At 69.2% G+C, this 19,398-nt stretch carries 17 protein-coding genes and 1 tRNA gene; 13 read left to right on the forward strand and 5 right to left on the reverse strand.

Annotation, left to right across the window (positions count from 1 at the left end):
* Positions 1–8: 8 nt before the first annotated feature.
* From AC3WQM_RS16105 to AC3WQM_RS16150, 10 genes are all read left to right on the forward strand, one after another.
* A complete protein-coding gene (locus AC3WQM_RS16105) occupies positions 9–941 on the forward strand; it encodes a catechol 2,3-dioxygenase (RefSeq protein WP_492680086.1) in 933 nt (310 codons plus the stop codon).
* 13 nt (positions 942–954) lie between these two features.
* Positions 955–2,409, forward strand: a complete 1,455-nt coding sequence (locus AC3WQM_RS16110) for a 2-hydroxymuconic semialdehyde dehydrogenase (protein WP_492680088.1) — start codon at positions 955–957, stop codon at positions 2,407–2,409.
* Positions 2,410–2,419: 10 nt separating this feature from the next.
* Complete coding sequence (locus tag AC3WQM_RS16115; RefSeq protein ID WP_492680090.1) at positions 2,420–3,244, forward strand: alpha/beta fold hydrolase; 825 nt, start codon at positions 2,420–2,422, stop codon at positions 3,242–3,244.
* Between the two features lie 40 nt (positions 3,245–3,284).
* Positions 3,285–4,067 carry a 2-oxopent-4-enoate hydratase gene (dmpE, locus tag AC3WQM_RS16120; protein WP_369630162.1) on the forward strand — a complete coding sequence of 261 codons (783 nt, stop codon included), beginning with the start codon at positions 3,285–3,287 and terminating at the stop codon, positions 4,065–4,067.
* Between the two features lie 13 nt (positions 4,068–4,080).
* Entirely contained in the window at positions 4,081–5,010 is a 930-nt protein-coding gene (locus AC3WQM_RS16125; RefSeq protein ID WP_492680092.1) for an acetaldehyde dehydrogenase (acetylating), read from the forward strand.
* A 10-nt stretch (positions 5,011–5,020) separates the two neighbouring features.
* On the forward strand, positions 5,021–6,097 hold the full coding sequence (gene dmpG / locus AC3WQM_RS16130) for a 4-hydroxy-2-oxovalerate aldolase (protein ID WP_492680094.1): 1,077 nt from the start codon (positions 5,021–5,023) through the stop codon (positions 6,095–6,097).
* Positions 6,094–6,882, forward strand: coding sequence for a 2-oxo-3-hexenedioate decarboxylase (gene dmpH / locus AC3WQM_RS16135; RefSeq protein WP_492680096.1), 789 nt, complete (start codon positions 6,094–6,096; stop codon positions 6,880–6,882). Before dmpG ends, dmpH begins: the two co-directional genes overlap by 4 nt.
* 37 nt (positions 6,883–6,919) lie before the next feature.
* On the forward strand, positions 6,920–7,111 hold the full coding sequence (thmT, locus tag AC3WQM_RS16140) for a 2-hydroxymuconate tautomerase (protein ID WP_056577722.1): 192 nt from the start codon (positions 6,920–6,922) through the stop codon (positions 7,109–7,111).
* 265 nt (positions 7,112–7,376) lie between these two features.
* A complete protein-coding gene (locus AC3WQM_RS16145; protein WP_492680098.1) occupies positions 7,377–11,003 on the forward strand; it encodes an Ig-like domain-containing protein in 3,627 nt (1,208 codons plus the stop codon).
* A gap of 88 nt (positions 11,004–11,091) precedes the next feature.
* Complete coding sequence (locus tag AC3WQM_RS16150; RefSeq protein WP_492680100.1) at positions 11,092–11,814, forward strand: hypothetical protein; 723 nt, start codon at positions 11,092–11,094, stop codon at positions 11,812–11,814.
* Between the two features lie 84 nt (positions 11,815–11,898).
* Here AC3WQM_RS16150 and AC3WQM_RS16155 read toward each other — a convergent pair.
* Positions 11,899–11,975: transfer RNA gene (locus AC3WQM_RS16155), tRNA-Met, on the reverse strand.
* A gap of 169 nt (positions 11,976–12,144) precedes the next feature.
* On the opposite strand from AC3WQM_RS16155, the gene AC3WQM_RS16160 reads away from it, so the two are divergent.
* Together AC3WQM_RS16160 and AC3WQM_RS16165 are read left to right on the forward strand one after the other, a co-directional pair.
* Positions 12,145–12,813 carry a sigma-70 family RNA polymerase sigma factor gene (locus AC3WQM_RS16160; RefSeq protein ID WP_492680102.1) on the forward strand — a complete coding sequence of 223 codons (669 nt, stop codon included), beginning with the start codon at positions 12,145–12,147 and terminating at the stop codon, positions 12,811–12,813.
* Positions 12,810–14,048: a hypothetical protein gene (locus AC3WQM_RS16165; RefSeq protein ID WP_492680104.1), complete on the forward strand. Its 1,239-nt coding sequence runs from the start codon at positions 12,810–12,812 to the stop codon at positions 14,046–14,048. Before AC3WQM_RS16160 ends, AC3WQM_RS16165 begins: the two co-directional genes overlap by 4 nt.
* 42 nt (positions 14,049–14,090) lie before the next feature.
* Here AC3WQM_RS16165 and AC3WQM_RS16170 read toward each other — a convergent pair whose 3' ends face one another.
* On the reverse strand, positions 14,091–14,870 hold the full coding sequence (locus AC3WQM_RS16170; RefSeq protein WP_062481985.1) for an enoyl-CoA hydratase: 780 nt from the start codon (positions 14,868–14,870) through the stop codon (positions 14,091–14,093).
* 133 nt (positions 14,871–15,003) lie between these two features.
* On the opposite strand from AC3WQM_RS16170, the gene AC3WQM_RS16175 reads away from it, so the two are divergent.
* Positions 15,004–15,612 carry a DUF2325 domain-containing protein gene (locus AC3WQM_RS16175; protein WP_492680106.1) on the forward strand — a complete coding sequence of 203 codons (609 nt, stop codon included), beginning with the start codon at positions 15,004–15,006 and terminating at the stop codon, positions 15,610–15,612.
* Between the two features lie 10 nt (positions 15,613–15,622).
* Here the strand turns inward: AC3WQM_RS16175 and AC3WQM_RS16180 are convergent, their stop codons facing one another.
* The 3 genes from AC3WQM_RS16180 to AC3WQM_RS16190 are packed head-to-tail and all read right to left on the reverse strand — an operon-like array spanning position 15,623 to position 19,374.
* Positions 15,623–17,476 carry a M61 family metallopeptidase gene (locus AC3WQM_RS16180; RefSeq protein ID WP_492680108.1) on the reverse strand — a complete coding sequence of 618 codons (1,854 nt, stop codon included), beginning with the start codon at positions 17,474–17,476 and terminating at the stop codon, positions 15,623–15,625.
* Between the two features lie 4 nt (positions 17,477–17,480).
* Positions 17,481–18,200: a DsbC family protein gene (locus AC3WQM_RS16185; protein WP_062481991.1), complete on the reverse strand. Its 720-nt coding sequence runs from the start codon at positions 18,198–18,200 to the stop codon at positions 17,481–17,483.
* 46 nt (positions 18,201–18,246) lie between these two features.
* Positions 18,247–19,374 (reverse strand): FAD-dependent monooxygenase, encoded by a 1,128-nt coding sequence (locus AC3WQM_RS16190; protein WP_492680110.1) that lies wholly within the window; start codon positions 19,372–19,374, stop codon positions 18,247–18,249.
* Positions 19,375–19,398 lie beyond the last annotated feature (24 nt).

Below are 19,398 nucleotides of genomic sequence, written 5' to 3' on the forward strand. Positions count from 1 at the left end.
AGACTTCCATGGCACTCACTGGCGTCATTCGCCCCGGACACGTGCAACTGCGCGTGCTCGACCTCGGGGCCGCCCTCACGCACTACCGCGACGTGCTGGGCCTGATCGAAACCGGGCGCGATGCGCAGGGCCGCATCTACCTCAAGGCCTGGGACGAGCACGACCACCACAGCGTCGTGCTGCGCGAAGCCGACGAGGCCGGCATGGACTTCATGGGCTTTCGCGTCGATTCGCCCGCCACGCTCGACCAGCTCGCCGCCGACCTGAAGGCCAGCGGCCTGGCCACCGACATGCAGTGGATCGACGCCGGCGAGCACCTGCGCACCGGCCAACGCTTTCGCTTCACCGTGCCCACCGGCCATGCCATCGAGCTCTTCGCCGAGAAGGAGAAGGTCGGCAACGGCATGCCGTATGAAAACCCCGAGGTCTACCCCGACGACCTCAAGGGCATGGCGCCTTCGCGCTTCGACCACTGCCTGCTGTACGGCGACGACCTCGACGGCACCATGAAGCTGTTCACCGAGGTGCTGGGCTTCCAGCTGGCCGAGAGCGTGGTGGCCGGCCCCGAGCGCATGCACATCGCGGCCTTTCTCACCTGCTCGACCAAGCCGCACGACATCGCGTTCATTCGCCATCCCGAGAAGAACAAGTTCCACCACGCCTCGTTCCTGCTCGACAACTGGGGCGAGGTGCTCAAGGCGGCCGACATCATCACCAAGAAGCGCGTGTCGCTGGACATCGGCCCCACGCGCCACGGCATCACGCGCGGCGAAACCATCTACTTCTTCGACCCGAGCGGCAACCGCAACGAGGTGTTCTCGGGCGGCTACATCTTCTACCCCGACAAGCCGCCGCTGGTGTGGACCGACGACGAACTCGGGCGCGCGATCTTCTATCACGACCGCAAGCTCAACGAGAACTTCCTGAGCGTGGTGACCTGAAGGAGACGGTGCGATGAAACAGTTCATGAACTTCATCGGCGGCGAGTTCGTCGCCACGACGAAGACCTTCGACAACCGCGCGCCGGTGGACAACCGCGTCATCGGCAAGGTGCATGAAGCAGGCGCGACCGAGGTCGATGCGGCCGTGCGCGCCGCACGTGCGGCACTGAGCGGCGAGTGGGGCCGCATGAGCGTCGCGCGCCGCGTCGAGCTGCTGCATGCCGTGGCCGACGAGATCAACCGGCGCTTCGACGACTTCCTGGCGGCCGAGATGGCCGACACCGGCAAGCCGCACGCGCTGGCCTCGCACGTCGACATCCCGCGCGGCGCGGCCAACTTCAAGGTGTTTGCCGACATCGTGAAGAACGTGCCCACCGAGAGCTTCGAGATGGCCACGCCCGACGGCGGGCAGGCGCTGAACTACGCCGTGCGCTCGCCGCTGGGCGTGATCGGCGTCGTGTGCCCGTGGAACCTGCCCCTGCTGCTCATGACCTGGAAGGTCGGCCCCGCGCTGGCCTGCGGCAACACGGTGGTGGTCAAGCCTTCGGAAGAAACGCCGGCCACCGCCACGCTGCTGGGCGAGGTGATGAACGCGGTCGGCATCCCGCCCGGCGTCTACAACGTGGTGCACGGCTTCGGACCCGACTCGGCCGGCGAGTTCCTCACCACGCACCCGGGCGTGGACGGCATCACCTTCACCGGCGAGACGCGCACCGGCGAGGCCATCATGGGCGCGGCCGCCAAGGGCGTGCGGCCCGTGTCCTTCGAGCTGGGCGGCAAGAACGCCGGCATCGTGTTCGCCGACGCCGATTTCGACAAGGCCGTGGCCGGCATCACGCGCTCGGCCTTCGAGAACTGCGGCCAGGTGTGCCTGGGCACCGAGCGCGTCTACGTGCAGCGGCCGATCTTCGACAGGTTCGTCGCGGCGCTCAAGGCCAGGGCCGAGGCGCTGAAGCCGGGCCCGTCGGAAGAGGCCGGCGTGGGCATCGGCCCGCTGATCTCGCGCGAGCACCAGCAGAAGGTGCTGTCGTACTACGCGAAGGCCGTGAAGGAGGGCGCCACCGTCGTCACCGGCGGCGGCGTGCCCTCGATGTCCGGCGCGCTGGCCGAGGGCCACTGGGTGCAGCCCACCATCTGGACCGGCCTGCCCGAGACGGCCTCGGTGATCCGCGAGGAAATCTTCGGCCCCTGCTGCCACATCGCGCCCTTCGACACCGAGGAAGAAGCCATCGCGCTGGCCAACGCCACCGACTACGGCCTGGCGACCACCGTGTGGACCGAGAACCTGGGCCGCGCGCACCGCGTGGCCAGGCAGGTGCAGGTCGGCATCTGCTGGGTCAACAGCTGGTTCCTGCGCGATTTGCGCACGGCCTTCGGCGGCGCCAAGTCGTCGGGCATCGGCCGCGAAGGCGGTGTGCATTCGCTCGAGTTCTACACCGAGCTGCGCAACGTCTGCATCAAGCTGTGAGGGCCCGGCGGTGAGCAACCCCGAAATCGCGAACAGCATCCGCACCGGCGCCTTCCACACCAACGTCCACGACCTGGGCGAGGGCGCGCCGGTGCTCTTCATCCACGGCTCGGGCCCGGGCGTGAGTGCGTGGGCCAACTGGCGGCTGGTGCTGCCGGTGCTCGCGCAGACGCGCCGCGTGATCGCGCCCGACATGGCCGGCTTCGGCTTCACCGAGCGCGTGCCCGGCGCGGCCTACACGATGGACGCCTGGGTGCAGCAGGCGCTCGACCTGCTCGACGCGCTCGACATCGAACGCGCCGACGTGGTGGGCAACTCCTTCGGCGGCGCGCTGGCATTGGCGCTGGCCATCCGCGCGCCGCACCGCGTGCGCCGGCTGGTGCTCATGGGCAGCGTGGGCGTGCCCTTCGCGATCACGCCGGGGCTCGACGCGGTATGGGGCTACACGCCCTCGTTCGCGAACATGCGCCGGATCATGGACGTGTTCGCGTTCGACCGCGCCCTCGTCACCGACGAGCTCGCGCAGCTGCGCTGCGAGGCCAGCATGCGGCCCGGTTTCCAGGAGACCTTCGGCGCGATGTTCCCGGCGCCGCGCCAGCGCTGGGTCGATGCCATGGCGAGCCCGGAGGCCGCCATTCGCGCCCTGCCGCACGAGACGCTGCTGATCCACGGCCGCGAAGACCAGGTGATTCCGCTGGCCACCTCGCTCACGCTGAGCCAGTGGATTCCCCGCAGCCAGCTGCATGTGTTCGGCCGCTGCGGCCACTGGACGCAGATCGAGCACAGCGCGCGCTTCGCCCGCCTGGTCGGCGACTTCCTGAACGAAGCCGATTGACTGATTGATTCACCCGAGAGAGCAAAGGACAGAACCCACCATGGACCCCACCCTCATCCAGCGGCTCGGCGACGAGCTCTACGACGCACTGCGCGAGCGCAGCGTCGTGGAGCCGCTCACCAGCCGGCACGCAGGCATCACCATCGCCGACGCCTACGGCATCCAGCAGCGCATGATCGCGCGCCGCCTCGACGCCGGCGAGCGCGTCGTCGGCAAGAAGATCGGCGTCACCTCGCGCGCCGTGATGAACATGCTGGGCGTGTTCCAGCCCGACTTCGGCTACCTGCTCGACGGCATGGTCGTCGGCGAGGGCGAGTCGATCGACAGCACCACGCTCATCCAGCCCAAGGCCGAGGGCGAGATCGCGTTTCTGCTCAAGCGCGACCTCATGGGCCCCGGCATCGGCAACGCCGACGTGCTGGCCGCCACCGAGTGCGTGATGCCCTGTTTCGAGATCGTCGATTCGCGCATCCGCGACTGGAAGATCCAGATCGCCGACACCGTGGCCGACAACGCTTCGTGCGGCGTGTTCGTGCTCGGCGATCACGCGGTCGATCCGCGCCGCATCGACCTGGCGACCTGCGGCATGGTGCTCGAGAAGAACGGCGAAATCATCGCCACCGGCGCGGGCGCCGCCGCGCTCGGCTCGCCGGTGAACGCGGTCGCGTGGCTGGCCAACACGCTCGGCGCACTGGGCATCGGGCTCAAGGCGGGCGAGGTGATTTTGTCGGGCGCGCTCGCCGCCATGTTCCCCGCCAAGGCCGGCGACAACTTCCGCGTCTCGATCGGCGGCCTCGGCGGCTGCTCGGTGCGCTTCCACTGAAGGAGACAACCCCATGACGACCACAACCAGGATCAAGTGCGCGCTGATCGGCCCCGGCAACATCGGCACCGACCTGCTCGCCAAGCTGCAGCGCAGCCCGGTGCTCGAACCCGTGTGGATGGTGGGCATCGACCCCGAATCCGACGGCCTCAAGCGCGCCCGCGAGATGGGCCTGAAGACCACGGCCGAGGGCGTGGACGGCCTCTTGCCGCATGTGCAGGCCGACGGCGTGCAGATCGCGTTCGACGCCACCAGCGCCTACGTGCACGCCGAGAACAGCGCCAAGCTCAATGCGCTGGGCGTGCTCATGATCGACCTCACGCCCGCGGCCATCGGCCCGTTCTGCGTGCCGCCGGTCAACCTCAAGAGCCTGCTGATGGAAGGCGGCGCGCGGCCGGCCAACGTCAACATGGTCACCTGCGGCGGGCAGGCCACCATCCCGATGGTGGCGGCCGTGTCGCGCGTGCAGCCGGTGGCTTACGGCGAGATCGTGGCCACCGTGTCGAGCCGTTCGGTCGGCCCGGGCACGCGCAAGAACATCGACGAGTTCACGCGCACCACGGCCGGTGCGGTCGAGCGCGTGGGCGGCGCGGCCAAGGGCAAGGCGATCATCATCGTCAACCCGGCCGAGCCGCCGCTGATCATGCGCGACACGGTGCACTGCCTCACCGAAGGCGCGCCCGACGAAGCGCGCATCACGGCCTCGGTGCACGAAATGATGGCCGAGGTGCGCAAGTACGTGCCGGGCTACAAGCTCGTGAACGGGCCCGTCTTCGACGGCCACCGCGTGTCGATCTACCTGGAGGTGGAAGGCCTGGGCGACTACCTGCCCAAGTACGCCGGCAACCTCGACATCATGACCGCCGCCGCGGCGCGCACGGCCGAAATGTTCGCCGAAGCGATGCTCGCCAGCCTCCCGCAACCCGAGCCCGCCGTGGCCTAGGAGCACCCCCATGACCACCACGACGAACACGAATCTGAAGGGCCGTCGCGTCACCCTGCACGACATGACGCTGCGCGACGGCATGCACCCCAAGCGCCACCTGATGACGCTCGAACAGATGACGCACATCGCCAGCGGGCTCGACGAAGCGGGCGTGCCGCTGATCGAGGTGACGCACGGCGACGGCCTGGGCGGCAGCTCGGTCAACTACGGCTTTCCCGCGCATTCCGACGAGGCGTATCTGGGCGCCGTGATTCCGTTGATGAAGCAGGCCAAGGTCTCGGCGCTCCTGATTCCTGGCATCGGCACCGTGGACCACCTGCGCATGGCGCACGGCCTGGGCGTGCACACCGTGCGCGTGGCCACGCACTGCACCGAGGCCGACGTGTCCGAGCAGCACATCACCATGGCGCGCCGGCTCGGCATGGATACGGTGGGCTTTCTCATGATGGCCCACATGGCCTCGCCCGAGACGCTGGTGCGCCAGGCGCTGCTCATGGAAGGCTACGGCGCCAACTGCATCTACGTGACCGACTCGGCCGGCCACATGCTGCCCGACGATGTCACGGCGCGCATCGGCGCCGTGCGCGCGGCGCTCAAGCCCGACACCGAGCTGGGCTTTCACGGCCACCACAACCTCGCGATGGGCGTGGCCAACTCGGTCGCGGCCGTCGCGGCCGGCGCCAACCGCATCGACGCCGCCGCCGCAGGCCTGGGCGCGGGCGCGGGCAACACGCCGATGGAGGTGTTCGTGGCGGTGTGCGACCGCATGGGCATCGAGACCGGTGTCGATGTGTTCCGCATCCAGGACGTGGCCGAGGACCGCGTCGTGCCGATCATGGACCACATGATCCGCGTCGACCGCGACTCGCTCACGCTGGGCTACGCGGGCGTGTACTCGAGCTTCCTGCTGTTCGCCAAGCGCGCGGAGAAGAAGTACGGCGTGCCCGCGCGCGAGATCCTGGTGGAGCTGGGGCGGCGCGGCATGGTCGGCGGGCAGGAAGACATGATCGAAGACACGGCCATCACGCTGGCCCGCGCACGCCAGGCCGTGCAGCAGCAACAACAGGAAGGAGTCGCGGCATGAAGCTCGACCAGAACACCATCGCCGCGCTCGCCGAGCACCTGGAGACCTGCGAACTCGAAGCGCGCGACACGCCCAAGATCACCGACGAGCATCCCGAGATGGACTGGGACGACGCCTACGCCATCCAGAACGAGATCCGCCGCCGCAAGCTCGCGCGCGGCCACCGCATCATCGGGCTGAAGGCCGGGCTCACCTCGCACGCCAAGATGAAGCAGATGGGCGTGACCACGCCGGTCTTCGGCTTCATGGCCGACAACTACGCGCTGCCTGAAGGTGGTGAGTGCAAGGTGAGCGAGCTCATCCATCCGAAGGTCGAGCCCGAGATCGCGTTCGTCACGAAGCGCGCGCTCAGCGGCCCGGGCTGCCACATCGGCGCCGTGCTCGCGGCCACCGACTTCGTGCTGCCGGGCATCGAGGTGATCGACAGCCGCTACCGCGACTTCAAGTTCGACCTGAAGAGCGTGGTGGCCGACAACACCTCGGCCTCGCGCTTCGTGGTGGGCGGACGCGCCGTGCCCGCGAGCGAGGTCGACCTGCGCACCGTGGGCATCGTGCTCGAGAAGAACGGCCAGCCCGTGGCCTTCGGTGCAGGCGCGGCCGTGCTCGGCCACCCGGCCGCGGCCATTGCCATGCTGGCCAACCACCTGGGCGCGCGCGGCGAGGAGATTCCGGCGGGCACGCTGATCCTGTCGGGCGGCATCACCGAGGCCGTGGCCGTGCAGGCCGGCGATGCCGTCACGCTGAAGGTGCAGGGCATGGGCAGCGTGGGGCTGCGCTTTGTCTGATCTGCATCAAGCACTGAACCACTGAAAGGAGTACACGATGCCCTTTGCACAGATCTACCTCATCGAAGGCCGCACCGAGGAGCAGAAGCGCGCGTTGATCGAGAAAGTGACCCGCGCCATCGTCGAAGCGGTCGACGCGCCGAGAGAAAACGTGCGCGTGTGGCTGCACGACATGCCCAAGGAAAACTGGGGCATCGGCGGCGTGTCCGCCAAAGACCTCGGACGCTGACCGGTTCGCGCCGCGGCGCTGTCTTCTTCCAGGCCCTTGCGAGTCGCCGACTCGCAAGGGCCTTGTGCTTTGTGCGTGGTCCTCGGGGCTTTGTTCACAGTTTCGCCCTGAGCCTATGTCTGCCGCGCCCGCTTTCGGACTCGTCCGATGGATGGAACGGGACCGTCTTCCTAAAGTCATCGGTCAACAAACCGCAAGAGTTGGCGCTGCGCGTGCGCGTGCCGCTGCGGTCCCGTTTTTTCATTCAGCAAGCACTAGGAATCTCATGGCAACCAAGAAGACGAAGGTCGTCGTCAACAGCAACGGCAGGAACATCGATCACACGGTGGAACCGGCAGCGAACGGCAAGGCGCCGGTCCGCATCAAGGTCCAGAAGGGCGCGAAATACCTGCTCAAGAGCGACGACGGCTTCGCGCCCGAGAACGTGACGCTCACGCGCGTGGGCAACGACCTGCAGATCACGCTCGAAGGCGAGACGAGCCCGGGCCTGGTGCTCGAGGGCTACTACGCGCAATCCGAACCCGTGGGCCTGTACGGCGTGGCCGAAGACGGCCAGCTGTATGCCTATGCACGCACCGACGGCGCGGGCGAGATCTACGCGCTGGCCGAAGGCCAGTCGGCGCCCGTGGCGCTGGGCGGCGATTCGTACGGCGCGGGCGCGCCGTACCTGGCCGGCACCGAAGCGGCCGGTGGCAACGACGTCTTCGGCGGCATGTTGCCCCTGCTGATGACCGGCGGCCTGGCCGCGCTCGGCCTCGGCGCGATTGCCGCGGCCACCGGCAGCGACGGCGATACCGCGCCGAGCCTTCCGCCTGTGATGCCCCCGCCCGACGTGCGTCCTCCCAGCAAGCCCGGCTTCGACGGCATCGGCGGTGCCTACGACGACGTCGGCCCGATCCAGGGCCAGATCAAGCCCGGCGGCCAGACCGACGACACGCGACCTGATTTTTTCGGAACCGGCACACCCGGCAATACCATCACCATGTACGACAACGGCAAAGAAATCGGCAAGGCCCTCGTGGGCGGCAACGGCGAGTGGCACTTCACGCCACCGAAGGACCTGGGCGAGGGCAAGCACGCCATCACCATCACCGAGAGCGATCCGGCCGGCCGTGAAAGCGAGCCTTCGGACTCGTTCGAGTTCGCCGTCGACACGACCCCGCCGCCCAAGCCCGACTGGAACGGCGGCAGCAGCAACGGCCCCGGCGCCGTCATCGACGACGTGGGCAGCCAAACCGGCCGCGTGCCGCCGGGCGGTGCGACGGACGACCAGCGTCCCGAGTTCAACGGCCAGGGCACCCCGGGCGACACCATCATCGTGAAGGACCACGGCCAGGAAATCGGCCGCGTCGAAGTGGACGGGGACGGCAAGTGGACCTTCACGCCGCCGACCGACATGAGCGAGGGCGATCACTCCATCACCATCGTCGAGCGCGACCCTGCGGGCAACGAGAGCAAGCCCTCCGACCCCTTCGAATTCGAAGTCGACATCACCCCGCCCGACCAACCCCAGGTGGGCGGCGCCAACGACAACATGGGCGAGTACCAGGGCCCCATCGCCCCGGGCGGCGTCACCGACGACCGCCAACCCGAGTTCCATGGCGAAGGCACGCCGGGCGACACCATCGTCATCTTTGACGGCAAGGAAGAAATCGGCAAGACCGAAGTGGATGAGAACGGCGCCTGGACCTTCACGCCGTCGACCGACCTGGACGAAGGCAAGCATTCCATCACCATCGTCGCGCGCGACCCGGCCGGCAACCAGAGCGATCCCTCCGACCCCTTCGATTTCGAGATCGACGTGACCCCGCCCGACGCCAGCAAGCTGGCCATCAAGGGCGTGGCCGACGACGTGGGCGACATCCAGGGCAACGTGCCTTCGGGCGGCAAGACCGACGACAGCCGTCCGCTGATCAGCGGCACCGGCACGACCGGCGACACCATCATCGTGACGGTCAAGGACAGCACGGGCAGCCGCGAGCTCGGCCGCGCGATCGTGGACGCCGAAGGCAAGTGGACGCTGCAGGTGAACAAGCCGCTCTTGCAGGGCAAGAACGAGTTCACCGCCATCGAGATGGACCCCACGGGCAACCACACCGCGCCCACCGCGCCCTACATCGTGATCCTGGACAGCGTGCCGCCGAGCGAGCCGGTGATCCAGAACGTGCAGGACGACGTGGGCCCGCACCAGGGCATGCTGCAGAAGGGCCAGGTCACCGACGACGCCCGGCCGACCATCATCGGCACCGCGCAAGCGGGCAACACCATCAAGGTCTACGACGGCACGAAGCTGCTGGGCCAGACCGTGGCCGACGCCAATGGCAAGTGGAGCTTCACGCCTGAAGCCAACCTGGCCGACGGCACGCACAACATCACCGCCACGTCCACCAACCCCGTGGGCCAGACCAGCACCCCCACCGGCATCTGGAACTTCGTGGTCGACGCCACGCCGCCGGGCCAGGTCACCGGCCTCGTCGTCTCCGACGACGTGGGTGGCAAGCAGGGCGCGCTGAAGGAAGGCGAGACCACCGACGACGACCTCCCGACCTTCAGCGGCAAGGCCGAGCCGGGCGCCACCGTGAACGTGTACGACAACGGCGCAAAGATCGGCGAAGCGCTGGTGGACGAGAACGGCAACTGGAGCTTCACGCCCACCGCGCCGCTGGTCAGCGGCGAGCACGCCTTCACCACCGAAGTGGTCGACCAGGCCGGCAACAGCAGCGGCCAAAGCGATCCGCTGAATGTGGTGGTGGATGCCATTCCTGGCGTCGTGACCCTCGGCAAGCTGATCGACGACCAGGGCACGATCCAGGGCGCCATCGCCCCCAACGGCAACACCGACGATGCGCGCCCCGAAATCCAGGGCACGGGCAAGGCCGGCAGCACCATCAAGGTGTACGACGGCGCGACCCTGCTGGGCGAGACGACGGTCAAGCCCGACGGCTCGTGGAGCTTCACGCCCGGCACGGCATTGACCGACGGCGCACACAGCATCACCGTGACCGCGACCGACAAGGCCGGCAACACGAGCGAGCCGACCCAGCCGTTCCACTTCACCGTGGACACCGTGCCACCGGCCACGCCGAGCATTGAATCGGCCCTGGACGACGTGGGGTCCAAGCAAGGCGCGCTGGTCAACGGCGGCGTGACGGACGACCCGTCCCCCACGCTCTCGGGCAAGGCCGAAGCGGGCAGCACCGTGACCATCAACGACAACGGCGCCTTGCTCGGCACCGTCGTGGCCGACGCCGAAGGCAACTGGAGCTACACGCCGACCACGCCGCTCAACGAAGGCGAGCACACCTTCACCGTCAGCGCCACCGACAAGGCGGGCAACACGAGCGCGCCTTCGGCCGAGTTCGTGCTGACCACCGACTACACGCCGCCGGATGCCAGCAAGCTGGCGATCACCGGCGTGGAAGACGACGTGGGCCTGGTGCAAGGCAACGTGGCCTCGGGCGAGAAGACCGACGACAGCCGTCCCGCGATCAGCGGCACCGGCACGGCGGGCGACACCATCATCGTGATGGTCAAGGACAACACGGGCAGCCGTGAGCTGGGCCGCGCGACCGTGGGCGCGGACGGCAAGTGGACGCTGCAAGTGAGCACGCCGCTGCTGCAAGGCAACAACGAATTCACCGCCATCGAAGTGGACCCCGCAGGCAATGCGACCGCGCCGAGCGCACCCTACACCGTGATCCTGGACAGCGTGCCGCCGAGCGAGCCCGTGATCCAGAACGTGCAGGACGACGTGGGCGTGCTCCAGGGCATGCTGCAGAAGGGTCAGGTCACCGACGACGCCAAGCCGACCATCATCGGCACGGCGCAAGCGGGCACCGGACGCGGCTTCTTTCATTCTTTTGAGAATTTCGAGCACCCATGCCGGTCCTGATCACCGGGGTCGCGAACCGCGGCCCGAGCCCCCGAAAGCATTGCACCGCAGGCCCTGGCGCCGCGGCCAACCGCGAGGCGCGTCGCGCATGAGCCGCTTCTTCGCCGCACCCTCGGGGCCCCTGGCGCGCCCCGCCCGCCGCATCGGCGTGCTCGGCCATGCGTTGCGCGAGCGCGAGTACGCGCGGCGCGTGCTGCGCGCGCTGGGCGTGGCGCCGCTGGTGTTCACCCGCGTCGACGAACTCGAGGCGCTGGGCGACCGCCTGAACCTGCTGTTCCTGGCCGACGTGCCCGAGGCGGCGCGCGAGGAGGCGCCGGACGTGCTGTCGTCGATGGGGACGAAGGTCGTTCGGCTGGCACATGAGGCGCCCGGCCCGGCGCCGACGCGGCACCTGCGGGGGCGTCCGCCCGCGGCGGCACCGGCGTTCGACGACTTCTACCGCACCATCCTGCTGTCGCTGCGCACGCGCGGCCTGGCGTGCGCGATGCCGGCACCGCTCGTGTGGGGCGCCTACAGCTTTCAGCCGATGGACCGCAGCGTGAGCTTCCCGGGCCGCACGCAGCGCGTCGACCCGGTCACCTTCGACCTCGCGCTGGAATTCTTCTTCAACGCCGAGCGCGTGCTGTCGATTCCGCGGTTGCGGCAGATGCTCAACCCCGTGCGCGGCGCGCGCAGGTTCTGGGGCAACGAACTCATCGGCACGCTGACGGACGTGGTGGACGAGCTGCAGCTGCACGGCGCCCACGGCTGGCGCCTGGTGCACTGCGAGCCCGAGGCGTTCCGGCTGGACCGGGTGCCGGTGGGCTCCTGAGGACGTTTCGGGCAAGAAAAAAGCCCTAAGTCGTTGAAAACTGAGGGCTTTTTTGACTTCTCCGCCAAGGCGGGGAAGTGGTGTTGGTGGCTCTTCACGGATTCGAACCGCGGACCTGTGGATTATGATTCCATCGCTCTAACCGACTGAGCTAAAGAGCCGTTCAGTACAAAACTGCACCGAAGCCCAAAATTATAGCCCAGGCTTTGGGCTCAGTTCAACACCCCGCGTTTTCTGCTCGATTTTTCTGCGTTCGAACGCATCGGATCGCACCCCGACTTAACCCCGATCGCGCCGCTGGCCCGTACAAGCTCGGGTGACAATCCTTCGATGTCTGCGCTGCCCCGCGCCCCTTCTTCTGCTGCCGCCACTGCGCGCGACGCCATGCCCGACGATCAGTTGATGCTGGCCTACGCCCACGGCGATGCCGCCGCCTTCGACGTGCTCTATGCGCGCCACGAAGGCGGCCTGTTCCGCTTCGTCAAGCGCCTGCTCGGCGCGCGGCTGGTGGCGCAGGCCGACGAGGTGTTCCAGGACACCTGGGTGCGGATCATCTCGGCGCGCGACAGCTTCTCGCCGCAGGGCGCCACGTGGCGCACCTGGGCCTTCACCATTGCGCACAACCTCGCGATGGACCGCCTGCGCGTGAGCGGACGCGAGGTGACGCTCGATGGCCATGCGACCGACGACGACGGCGACGCGGTGCCCGCGCTCGACCGTGGCGTGCACGGCGCCACCGACCTGTCGGCGCACCCGTCGGCCGAAGAGCTGGCGTTCTGGCGTGCTGCCGGGCGCCGGCTGCTGACCTGCCTCGACGAACTGCCGGCCGAGCAGCGCGCCGCTTTTCTCCTGCACCATGAAGACGGCCTGACCGTCGACGCGCTCGCGGTCCGGCTGGAGATCGGCTTCGAAACCGTGCGCAGCCGCCTGCGCTACGGGCTGCAGAAGCTGCGCGGCTGCATGGAACGCTACCTGTCGGTGCTGGAGCAGCGGGCATGAGCACCGGCATGGACAACGACGACCTGCACGACGCTCGACTGCGTCGCGCGCTGGACCACGCGCCCGACCGCGATGCCGTGCCTGCGGCCCCCACGCGCGAGGCGATCCTGAAGATGGCGCACAACCTCGCCGCGGCTTCCGCACCGACGACCAGCCGCCCGGCGGAGACCGCGCCGTGGTGGCGACGCCTGTTCGGCGGCGGCAGTCCCCGCTCGCGCATGCCGTGGAACGCGGCCTTCGCGACCGTGCTCGTCGCAACCTTCGTCACTGTGTTGTGGCATCGCGAGCCGGTGCCCGAAGCGGGGCTCGATGGCGAAGCGCAAGTGGCCGGAGCGCCCGCGTCGGCACCGCCTGCTCAATCGGCTGAAGCGCCCGCAGCGGCGTCGGTGCAAGCTGCGCCTCCTGCTGCGGCGCCGGCCGCAACGGCAGACATGACGCCGCCCGCTGCTCAACGCAGCGAAGCGGCGCGCGATGCGAAAGAGACCCTGAAGCAGCGCGAAACAACCGAAGCGCGTGACGCATCACGGCGGCGCGAAGTCGCTGCTGCGGCGTCGATTCAGAAGGACGAAGAACGGATGCTGGAAAGGGCGGCGCCCCCAGCCCCGGTGGTGCAAGCCCCGGCGCCTGTGTCGGCGCCCGCCGCACCCGCCATCGCGTCGGCGCCCATGCCCGCCGCGCCTCCCATGGCCGATGTCGGCCAGAGCCCGATGCCCTATGCCGCCGCACCACCAGCACCGGCCGCAGCACCCGCCGCGCCGATGCAGCAGCGCGAGCCCGCAGACACGGCCTCATCGCTCGCCGCACAAGGCGGTGCCAGCGCGAACGTCGCAGGCATGCAGCGCCGGGCTGCGCCCGCACCGGCTGCTGCCAAGGCTGCCGCACCACGCGCCGCTACCGAAGCCGTCATGACCGGCGGCTTCACGGCGCTGGATCGTTGGACCACCCTCGACATCACGCGCGCCGGCACCACCACACACCAGGCGCGCGGCGACACCGAAGGCCTGGCGGCGCTGGTGAACACCGTGGCGCGCGCGGCCACCGTGGCGGGCGGGGAGTTGAGTTCGCCGGTCGAGGCGCGCATCGAACTGCGGCGCGACGGCGCGTTGCTGGCCGTGCTCGAGATCGCCGGCGACCAGGTGCGGTGGACGCCGCAGCCGGGTGGCCCCGCCTCCATCGGCACGCCGCCGGCGCAGGCGCTCGAGGCGCTGCGCACGGCGCTGTCACGGACCCGCTGACGGCGACCGTGGCGGTCGCCGGGCCCGTGACGATTCAGCCGATCAGGCGTTCTTGAAGTCCGGCTGGCGCTTGGCCAGGAAGGCATCCATGCCTTCCTTCTGGTCCTGCGTGGCGAACAGCGCGTGGAACAGGCGGCGTTCAAACATCACGCCGTCGCTCAGGCCGCTCTCGAAGGCGCGGTTGACCGATTCCTTGGCCGCCATCACGGCGATCTGCGAGAAGCCCGCGATGATCAGCGCGGCGCCCAGCGCTTCGTCGGCCAGTTTTTCAAAAGGCACCACGCGGCTCACGAGGCCCGCGCGCTCGGCTTCGGCGGCGTCCATCATGCGGGCGGTGAGCGCCATGTCCATGGCCTTGCTCTTGCCCACCGCGCGCGGCAGGCGCTGCGTGCCGCCGGCACCGGGGATCACGCCGATCTTGATTTCGGGCTGGCCGAACTTGGCGTTGTCGGCCGCGATGATGAAGTCGCACATCATCGCCAGCTCGCAGCCGCCGCCCAGCGCGAAACCGCTCACGGCCGCGATGACCGGCTTGCGGATCGAGCGGATGGTTTCCCAGTTGCGCGTGATGTAGTCGCCCTTGTAGGTGTCGATGAAGCTGTACTTGGCCATCGCCGCGATGTCGGCGCCGGCCGCGAAGGCGCGCTCGCTGCCCGTGAGGATGATGCAGCCGATGGCGTCGTCGGCGTCGAAAGCCTTGAGCGCCTGGCCCAGCTCGGTCATCAGCGCGTCGTTCAGCGCATTGAGGGCCTTGGGGCGGTTGAGGGTGATGATGCCGACCTTGCCTGCTTCGGTCCGCACGTCGATGTTTTCGTAGCTCATGGTGTCGCTGTCTCCGGGGGAGGTGGGGAAAAAAACGCGTCCCACTATACCCAGCCGGGCTTCGGGCCCGCTGACGCGCGGGTGTTTCATTTGAGAATTATTCTCATCTAGAATGGCCGCCATGGACTTCCCGATGCAAGAACATGCCGTGCTGCTGCGGGCCTATGCCCGGGTGCAGGAGCGTTGCTCGCGCCTGCTGGTGGAGCAGGCCGCCCGGGTCGAGCGGCTCGAGGCGCAGATCGTGCGGCTGCGCGGCGCACTGGTGGCGCGCGACTCGGCGATTGCCATCGTGCGCGAGGAACTGGCGACGCGCGCCGCCAAAGGCAGCGCCTTGCCCCAGCGGCTGAATGCGCTGCTGGCGCCGGGCGGCCGGCGCCACCATGCGTTGCCGCCGGGGCCGCAGGTGCCGGCCGATCTGCGGGCCAAGTCGGTGCTGTGCGTGGGCCGTTCGGAAGCGGCGCCCGAGGCGCCTTCGCTGGCGCGCCAGCTCGTGGAGATTGCCGGCGGCCACTACCTGCACCACGACGGCGGCGACGAGGCCGACGACCCCGCGGCGCTCGAGGCGGGCCTGCGCGCCGCCGACCTCGTGATCTGCCAGACCGGCTGCGTGAGCCACGGCGCCTACTGGCGCGTGCAGGACCACTGTCGCCGCACCGGCAAGCCCTGCGTGCTGGTGGGCGAGCCGCAGCCGATGCTGTTCGTGCGGCCGCCGCTGGCGGCGGCCGTCGATCACCCGGCCTGAACGGAAGAAATCAAGGCTTGGCGGCGAGCCAGGCCGAGACCTTGGCCGCGTCGTGCGAGAACAGCCGCCACGTGGTCGAGCCCGTCGGCAGCGTGAGTGGCAGGCGCAGCAATCGGCGGTCGCGCGAGACGAGGGCGGTGCACTTCGTGGCATCGCCCAGGTACAGCGCCAGGTCGTCGAGCTTGGTGAGGCGCCAGGCCTGCGCGGGTTGCGACGCACCCTTGCGGCCACCGACGGCCGGCAGCTCGATGCCGAGCCATTCGTCGTTGGCAGAGAAGCCGGCCTTCTCGGCGGCGCCGCCGCGCAGCACCACCTTGATCTGCACGCTGCCGCCGGTTTCGGCCACGCGCAGGCCGAGCGCCTGCGCGGGTTGCGAGGGGTCGTCGAGCGTGGCCACGCCGTGCGCGCGCAGCAGGTCGGCCAGCGGGAGTTCGTCGGTCGAATGCACCCAGCGCGCGAGTTCCGGTGCGAACGAGCGTCCGCCCACGGCTTCGAGCGCGGCGGCAATGTCGGCCTCGCTGATCGGGCCGCCGTTGCCTTGCGTCCAGAGGTGGCGCATCACGTCGTCGAGCGTGCCCTTGCCCTCCTGGCGCAGCGTGAGGTCGAAGCACAGCGCCACCAGCGCACCCTTGGTGTAGTAGCTGACGGTGCTGTTGGGCGTCTGCTCGTCCTGGCGGTAGTACTTGACCCAGGCGTCGAAGCTCGCGTCGGCCACAGGCTGCACCAGCCGGCCGGGCGTCTGCAGCACCTGGTTGATGGTCTTGTTGAGCAGGCGCAGGTACGCCGCGTCGTCGATGCGGCCGGCGCGGCGCAGCAGCAGGTCGTCGTAATAGCTCGTGAAGCCCTCGAAGAACCACAGCAGCTGCGTGTAGTTCTCGCGGCTGTAGTCGTAGCTCGCGAACTCCGCCGGGCGCATGCGCTTGACGTTCCAGGTGTGGAAGTACTCGTGGCTGATGAGGCCCAGCAGCGTGGTGTAGCCCTCGGGCTGCTTCTTCTTCTCGCCGCGCAGCGGCAGGTCGCGGCGGTTGCAGATGAGCGCGGTGGAGTGGCGGTGCTCGAGCCCGCCGTAGCCGTCGTCCACCGCATTGAGCATGAACACGTAGCGGTCGATCGGCAGCTTCGGGCCGCCCCGCTTGCCGGCCTTGTCGCCATGCCAGAAGCGGATCTCGGCTTCGCAGATGGCCTTGGTGTCGGCAATGAGGCGTTCGGCGTCGAACGAGGCCGCGGCGCCCGCGATCACGAAGCGGTGCGGCACGCCGCAGGCCTCGAACTCGGCGCTCCAGAAGGCGCCCATCTCGACCGGGCTGTCGGCCAGTTCGTCGTAGCCGGCGGCGCGGTAGCTGCCGAAGCCGTGCTTGTCGGTCTTCGTCGGCACGAGCGCGGTGGCGCACGACCAGCGCGCGGCGTCGGCCGGCAGCGTGGGCGGCACGATCTCCAGCGCGTGCGGCGCCTCGGTCTGGCCTTCGACACGCAGGCAGACGCTGGTGCCGTTGAAGAAGCCGCGCGTGGCGTCGAGCCAGGCGGTGCGCACCGAGTTGTCGTAGGCGCACACCTGGTAGTGCAGCACCAGCGGCTGGCCCGGCACGCAGTCGACCTGCCAGCTGCATTTGTCGAGCTGCGTCAGCACCGGCTTGCGGCGGCCCTGCGTGGCACGCAGGCTCTGCAGGTTCTTGGCGAACTCACGCACGAGGTAGCTGCCCGGAATCCACACCGGCAGCGCCACGCGCTGCTGCGCGGCGGGCGCGGCGATGGTCAGCGTGACGGCGAACAGGCGCGCATGCAGGTCGGCGCACTCGACGCGGCAATGCACGGCGGGCGTGGCGGTGGCTGCGGCCGTGCGCCGGGAAGTCGAGGTGGTCGCCATCGGATCAGTTGGCGGCGGCGAGCTGCTTCTCGACCTGCTCGGCGGGAATCGCGCCCGGGACGCGGCTGCCGTCGGTGAAGATCAGCGTGGGCGTGCCGGTGATGTTGTACTTGCGGCCGAATTCCACGTTGCGTTCCAGCGCCGTCACGTTGCAGCTGGTGCCTGCGGCGGCGGGCTTGACGCTGCTTTCCATCCAGTCGGCCCAGGCCTTGCCCGGGTCCTTGCTGCACCAGATGTCGCGCGACTTGGCGGTCGAATCGGGGCCGAGCACCGGGTACAGGAACATGTAGACGGTCACGTTGTCGACCTTCTTCATGTCCTTCTCGAAGCGCTTGCAGTAGCCGCAGTTCGGGTCTTCGAAGACCGCGACCTTGCGCTTGCCGTTGCCGCGCACGATCTTGATCGCGTCCTTCAGCGGCAGCTTGTCGAAGGCGACGGCGGTGAGCTTCTCGACGCGCTCCTCGGTGAGGTTGCGGCGGGTCTTGGCGTCGATCAGATTGCCCTGCAGCAGGTAGTTGCCCTGTTCGTCGGTGTAGAGCAGCTGGCTGCCGCCCACGCGCACTTCGTACAGGCCCGGCACGGGCGTCTTGGTGACTTCCTCGATGGGCGGCAGTTGCGGGATGTGCGTCGGCAGGTTCTTGCGGATCTCGGCCTCGCCCGCGCCGGCGGTGGAGAGCGTGAGCAGCGCGCAGGCGGCGACGAGAAGGTGGCGGACGAAGGTCATCGGGAAGGTTTCGGGAAAAAGGTGGAGGGCTGGTGGGCGCGGGGCGTCAGGACTTCAGGCCCATGGCTTGTGCGGTGATCCAGTGCTTCACGAAGCGCGTGCGGTCGAAACCGCGCATGCCCCAGTTGCGCAACGCAGGCAGTGGACCCAGGTTGTGCGAGAAAAGTTGCTGCAATCCGTCGGTGGCCAGGCTCATCTGCAGCACATCGGCGCGGCGGGCGCGTTCGTAGCGGCGCAGCAGGCGGGCGTCGCCCACGCTGCGCCAGTAGTCGCGGGTGCGGATCACGTCGGCCAGCGCGGCCGCATCGGCCAGGCCGAGGTTCAGGCCCTGGCCGGCCAGCGGATGCACCGTGTGCGCGGCGTCGCCCGCGAGCACCCACGATTGGGTGGGCTGGCCGGGCATCGTGCCGGACCAGCGGTCGGCGATGGCGCGCGACAGCGGCCACACGGCGCGTTCGCTCGTGAGCCGCAGCGAGCCCAGCTCGCCGTGGCTGGCTTCGCTCACGGCGGCGCTGAACTCGTCGGCGCCTTGCGCGACCAGCTCGGGCACGCGCAGCTGGTCGACCGACCACACCAGCGCCAGCGTCTTGCCGTGCACGCCGCCCAGCGGCAGCAGGGCGAACACCTCGCCGCGGTCGTTGAACCACTGGCGCGCGATGCCGTCGTGCGTGTGCGCGGCCTCGAGCCGCGCGGCAATGGCGTGCTGCGGGTAGCGCGTGACCTCGTAGCTCACGCCCAGCGCCGCGCGCGAGGCGCTGGCCTTGCCTTCGCACACCACTGTGAGCGGCGCGGCCACGGGCTCGGCCACCACGTCGATCAGGGGCTGGAAGCGCACCGCGTCGGCCAGCTGCTGCTCGAGCGCGGGCACGTCGACGATCCAGGCCAGCGCCTCGACCTTCTGGCGCGCGGCGCTGAACTGCACCCGGCCGCCGTCGTCGCCATGCACCTGCATCTCGTGCACCGGCGTGGCATGGGCGGTGTCGGGCCAGGCGCGCAGCGATTCGAGCAGGGTGCGGGACGCCACGTTGAGCGCGTACGCCCGGATGTCTTCCTTGCCCGGCGGGGCCGGCGGCACCACCAGCGCGACACGCACGCGTTCGCGCGCCAGCAGCAGCGCCAGCGTGCGGCCGACGATGCCGGCGCCGCGGATACAAACTTCGGGGGAAAGGGCCATCGGATGATTGTAGGAGTTGCCTCG

The organism is Variovorax sp. FW301-JW7 (genome assembly GCF_058788795.1).

Excerpts from the sequence above, each read along its gene's own strand:
- AC3WQM_RS16105 (WP_492680086.1), top strand. The coding sequence starts at position 9 with ATGGCACTCACTGGCGTCATTCGCCCCGGACACGTGCAACTGCGCGTG.
- dmpH (WP_492680096.1), top strand. The coding sequence starts at position 6,094 with ATGAAGCTCGACCAGAACACCATCGCCGCGCTCGCCGAGCACCTGGAG.
- AC3WQM_RS16160 (WP_492680102.1), top strand. The coding sequence starts at position 12,145 with ATGTCTGCGCTGCCCCGCGCCCCTTCTTCTGCTGCCGCCACTGCGCGC.
- dmpG (WP_492680094.1), top strand. The coding sequence starts at position 5,021 with ATGACCACCACGACGAACACGAATCTGAAGGGCCGTCGCGTCACCCTG.
- AC3WQM_RS16145 (WP_492680098.1), top strand. The coding sequence starts at position 7,377 with ATGGCAACCAAGAAGACGAAGGTCGTCGTCAACAGCAACGGCAGGAAC.
- thmT (WP_056577722.1), top strand. The coding sequence starts at position 6,920 with ATGCCCTTTGCACAGATCTACCTCATCGAAGGCCGCACCGAGGAGCAG.
- AC3WQM_RS16125 (WP_492680092.1), top strand. The coding sequence starts at position 4,081 with ATGACGACCACAACCAGGATCAAGTGCGCGCTGATCGGCCCCGGCAAC.
- AC3WQM_RS16190 (WP_492680110.1), bottom strand. The coding sequence starts at position 19,374 with ATGGCCCTTTCCCCCGAAGTTTGTATCCGCGGCGCCGGCATCGTCGGC.
- AC3WQM_RS16185 (WP_062481991.1), bottom strand. The coding sequence starts at position 18,200 with ATGACCTTCGTCCGCCACCTTCTCGTCGCCGCCTGCGCGCTGCTCACG.
- AC3WQM_RS16165 (WP_492680104.1), top strand. The coding sequence starts at position 12,810 with ATGAGCACCGGCATGGACAACGACGACCTGCACGACGCTCGACTGCGT.
- AC3WQM_RS16150 (WP_492680100.1), top strand. The coding sequence starts at position 11,092 with ATGAGCCGCTTCTTCGCCGCACCCTCGGGGCCCCTGGCGCGCCCCGCC.
- AC3WQM_RS16170 (WP_062481985.1), bottom strand. The coding sequence starts at position 14,870 with ATGAGCTACGAAAACATCGACGTGCGGACCGAAGCAGGCAAGGTCGGC.
- dmpE (WP_369630162.1), top strand. The coding sequence starts at position 3,285 with ATGGACCCCACCCTCATCCAGCGGCTCGGCGACGAGCTCTACGACGCA.
- AC3WQM_RS16175 (WP_492680106.1), top strand. The coding sequence starts at position 15,004 with ATGCAAGAACATGCCGTGCTGCTGCGGGCCTATGCCCGGGTGCAGGAG.
- AC3WQM_RS16110 (WP_492680088.1), top strand. The coding sequence starts at position 955 with ATGAAACAGTTCATGAACTTCATCGGCGGCGAGTTCGTCGCCACGACG.
- AC3WQM_RS16180 (WP_492680108.1), bottom strand. The coding sequence starts at position 17,476 with ATGGCGACCACCTCGACTTCCCGGCGCACGGCCGCAGCCACCGCCACG.